Origin of the sequence: Bartonella sp. AP57NXGY, from assembly GCF_042195805.1 — a bacterium.
In the GTDB taxonomy this organism is placed as follows: domain Bacteria; phylum Pseudomonadota; class Alphaproteobacteria; order Rhizobiales; family Rhizobiaceae; genus Bartonella.
The window spans coordinates 1-2,954 of sequence record NZ_JBHIOZ010000151.1; the positions used below are offsets into that span (position 1 = coordinate 1).

Here is a 2,954-nt window from a genome sequence, read left to right on the forward strand (position 1 = left end):
TTTCATGAACTCAAATACACCTACCACAATCAATCAGAAGCTGTTGCGGCCATTGCTGCTTATCGCAACAAATCATCTCGTGGCAAATCTTCTTTCTCATGTGATATTGGTGGTGATCCCTTTGTACAAGCAGAAGCAAAGCTTGTTCAAAAGCCCCCTTTCCGCCCCTATATTCCAGCAGAATGGCGTATCAAAAGTGTTAAGCACAAACTTGATAAAACGGGTGGTTACACCACAAAAATAGAATGCGAACTTTTTGATGCATCACAAGAAGATGCGGCTGGAAACGTTGCAAACACCACACCAGACAAGGATGATACCCTTGATCCAAACGCCCCACCTAACGCATGTGATGAAGGCGAAGGCGTTATCCATATGGATGAAGAAGGCATCAATTAGCAAAAATATCAAAAAATTATCAGAAGCAACTTGACAATGTGGCAACAATATGAATAATCGAATCAGGTGCCTCAAAAACACCTTAAAACATCTAGCGGATTGGTTGCCGAAATAATCAATCTTCTGAACATTAAAGATTTTGACTCATTATATGCCGTGGCATATAAAGGTCTTGTCGGGTGTGGTTATGCTATACAATACCCTTTTGGGAAAGGCATAACGACGGACTAGATGCCGTGTTTTTGAGCACCCGGCACTCTCTATTGAGTGTCAATCAAAAACTTTAACATCTAGGAGTTCATAATGAACACACTTATAGAAATTAAAGAAAGCACTACTAATAATGCTACCACTCAGACTATGTCTAGCCGTGAGATTGCAGAATTGTGTGGTAAACAACATAAACATGTTATACGTGACATTAAGCAAATGCTTGAAGAACTTAACGCCCCCAAATTTGGGGTGGTTAATTTTAGCGAGCCCAAATTTGGGCTGGCTAAATTTTTAAGCAATTATATTGATGAACAAGGGAAAAGCCGCCCTTGTTATAACTTACCTAAGCGTGAATGTTTAATTCTTGTTTCTGGTTATAACACTACATTACGAGCAAAGATTATTGACCGTTGGCAAGAGTTGGAAAAGCAGGTAGCTGTTCCACAGATAGACTACTCAAGTCCTCAAGCAATGATTGGCTTTTTGACACATCTACAAAACCAAATTGAGCAAAAGGATAACACCATTGCAGAATTAGCACCAAAAGCAAAAGCTTTGGAAGGTTTAAAACGCTCTGATGGGGCTATGTGTGGCATCTTATTGTTTTTTATTCACGAGTGGTTGTTCAAGGAGCTTTTTGAGATCTTCTGAATTCATTGCCAGTAGGTGATTTAATGTAACGGTAGTGCGGACAGAATTTTCTAAACGAGCAAGAATTTCACCCGTAAGGCTACGATGATTTGCTTCAGCAAGCTCTTCCAATTGATTTTTCAGTTCAATTGGAATGAGAAATTTAAATTGCACACGATCTTTTTTTGTCATGCACCTAAAATATACCTAAAATACACTTGACACAAGGTACCTTTATGGTACTAAATATGTGCATATGGAGGTAAAATGAAAACGATCCAATATAAAATAAATATGCCACATACATTAAAGGAGTGGTTGTTTAATCGGGCGACTGAGAATGATCGCTCTCTTTCATCTGAAATAATTAACATTCTCAAAAAAGAAAAAGCGCTAGAGCATAAGTCCGCAAAAACTCTCTCTAACGCTTTACATCTAACTAACCCGAAAGAGGTCAATTACAATGAATAATAGCACATACTTACCTATCAATAAAGACAAATTAATAAAATTACGAGAAGTCGAAAACGAGCCTCGTGTTCGCGATGTGGACTTAGCAGAAAAATTAGGGTTTGTTCGTACACGTGACGTTAGAAAATTAATTACAAGAAATATGCAAGAAATAGAACGGTTTGGGAGGTGCGCCACTGTGGCGCACGTAATAAAGGGCAATAACGTAACAGAATATTGGCTTAACGAAGAGCAAGCGTTATTGATTGCGACATTATCGAATACAGAAAAATCTTCTCAAGTCCGTTATATGCTTATTAAGTTATTTGTTGCATGGCGTAGGGGCGAGATAAAGCAATCCTATGTTCAATCGATCGACTACTCCAGTCCAACAGTAATGCTTGGTGTCTTAACGCATTTAAAAGATGAAAATGAGCGGAAAGACAATATCATTGCTAAATTAGAACCAAAGGCAAAAGCACTTGATGGTTTAAAGCGTTCTGATGGTTTGTTCGGTCTTATTGAAGCAGCAAAGATGTTAGAGGTACGACCTAAGGATTTGACCGATTATTTGCGTAAACATGATTGGGTGTATCGACGTGCTCCAGGGGCGCCTCTGTTACCTTATCAGGACAAGATCAAGAAAGGATTTATGGATTGTCCTGCTATCACCATTCAAAGACCGGATGGTACAGAAAAGGTGCTCCCTTCAACGAAAATCACATCGAGAGGATTGGCATGTTTGAGAGAACAAATCCATGGAGGTGTACAATGAAGATAGATACCAACTTCTTATGCGATTTATGGGTAGCATTATCTCAATTTTCTAATGATGAAAATGTGAGCGACAAAGATTGTAGTGCTCTGGTTCAAACTATGAATGCAATAGAAAAGGTTCTAGTTTTAAAACTTCAAAATGACGTGCCCAATATTACAAAAATCTTGGCAATTTTGACAGATTTTGGAGCTTCAGAACTGCCACATAGCATGGATTCTTTGTTGCGAACTTACGAACCAGATTTAGAGAGCCCCATTAAAAAGGTTGCTTAAGTAAAAAATATGCCCCTCCCCGTTCTCAAAATGGGGAGGTGGTTAAGATGCTTCTTCTAAAGTTGTCTGCTCCTTACAATTCTTTTGAATAGGTGTCAAACTCATTTGCAAATTTAAAGCATTCAAAACACTAAAAAAAGTAGAAAGTCGTGGATCACCTTTATCGCTTAAAGAACGATAAAGAGACTCGCGATTTAGTCCTGTCTCTTGAG

Annotated in this window: 4 protein-coding genes and 3 pseudogenes; 5 read left to right on the forward strand and 2 right to left on the reverse strand. The window is 38.5% G+C overall.

The genetic code is table 11. The features are described from left to right. Both ACFIL8_RS08770 and ACFIL8_RS08775 read left to right on the forward strand, forming a co-directional pair. Positions 1 to 399, forward strand: a pseudogene (locus ACFIL8_RS08770) (late control protein); the annotation flags it as partial. Between the two features lie 303 nt (positions 400 to 702). Next, positions 703 to 1,194, forward strand: a pseudogene (locus ACFIL8_RS08775) (Rha family transcriptional regulator); the annotation flags it as partial. Between the two features lie 15 nt (positions 1,195 to 1,209). Here ACFIL8_RS08775 and ACFIL8_RS08780 read toward each other — a convergent pair. Beyond that, positions 1,210 to 1,434: an Arc family DNA-binding protein gene (locus tag ACFIL8_RS08780; RefSeq protein ID WP_375627529.1), complete on the reverse strand. Its 225-nt coding sequence runs from the start codon at positions 1,432 to 1,434 to the stop codon at positions 1,210 to 1,212. 75 nt (positions 1,435 to 1,509) lie between these two features. On the opposite strand from ACFIL8_RS08780, the gene ACFIL8_RS08785 reads away from it, so the two are divergent. The 3 genes from ACFIL8_RS08785 to ACFIL8_RS08795 are packed head-to-tail and all read left to right on the forward strand — an operon-like array spanning position 1,510 to position 2,742. Beyond that, positions 1,510 to 1,713: an Arc family DNA-binding protein gene (locus tag ACFIL8_RS08785; protein WP_375627530.1), complete on the forward strand. Its 204-nt coding sequence runs from the start codon at positions 1,510 to 1,512 to the stop codon at positions 1,711 to 1,713. Then, positions 1,706 to 2,467: a phage antirepressor KilAC domain-containing protein gene (locus tag ACFIL8_RS08790; protein ID WP_375682193.1), complete on the forward strand. Its 762-nt coding sequence runs from the start codon at positions 1,706 to 1,708 to the stop codon at positions 2,465 to 2,467. The genes ACFIL8_RS08785 and ACFIL8_RS08790 overlap by 8 nt, the downstream gene beginning before the upstream one ends. Then, positions 2,464 to 2,742: a hypothetical protein gene (locus tag ACFIL8_RS08795; RefSeq protein WP_375689475.1), complete on the forward strand. Its 279-nt coding sequence runs from the start codon at positions 2,464 to 2,466 to the stop codon at positions 2,740 to 2,742. The genes ACFIL8_RS08790 and ACFIL8_RS08795 overlap by 4 nt, the downstream gene beginning before the upstream one ends. 42 nt (positions 2,743 to 2,784) lie before the next feature. Here ACFIL8_RS08795 and ACFIL8_RS08800 read toward each other — a convergent pair. After that, positions 2,785 to 2,954: pseudogene (locus ACFIL8_RS08800) on the reverse strand (DNA-binding protein); the annotation flags it as partial.

Coding starts and splice junctions, on each gene's coding strand:
- ACFIL8_RS08780 (WP_375627529.1), bottom strand. CDS start 1,434: ATGACAAAAAAAGATCGTGTGCAATTTAAATTTCTCATTCCAATTGAA.
- ACFIL8_RS08785 (WP_375627530.1), top strand. CDS start 1,510: ATGAAAACGATCCAATATAAAATAAATATGCCACATACATTAAAGGAG.
- ACFIL8_RS08790 (WP_375682193.1), top strand. CDS start 1,706: ATGAATAATAGCACATACTTACCTATCAATAAAGACAAATTAATAAAA.
- ACFIL8_RS08795 (WP_375689475.1), top strand. CDS start 2,464: ATGAAGATAGATACCAACTTCTTATGCGATTTATGGGTAGCATTATCT.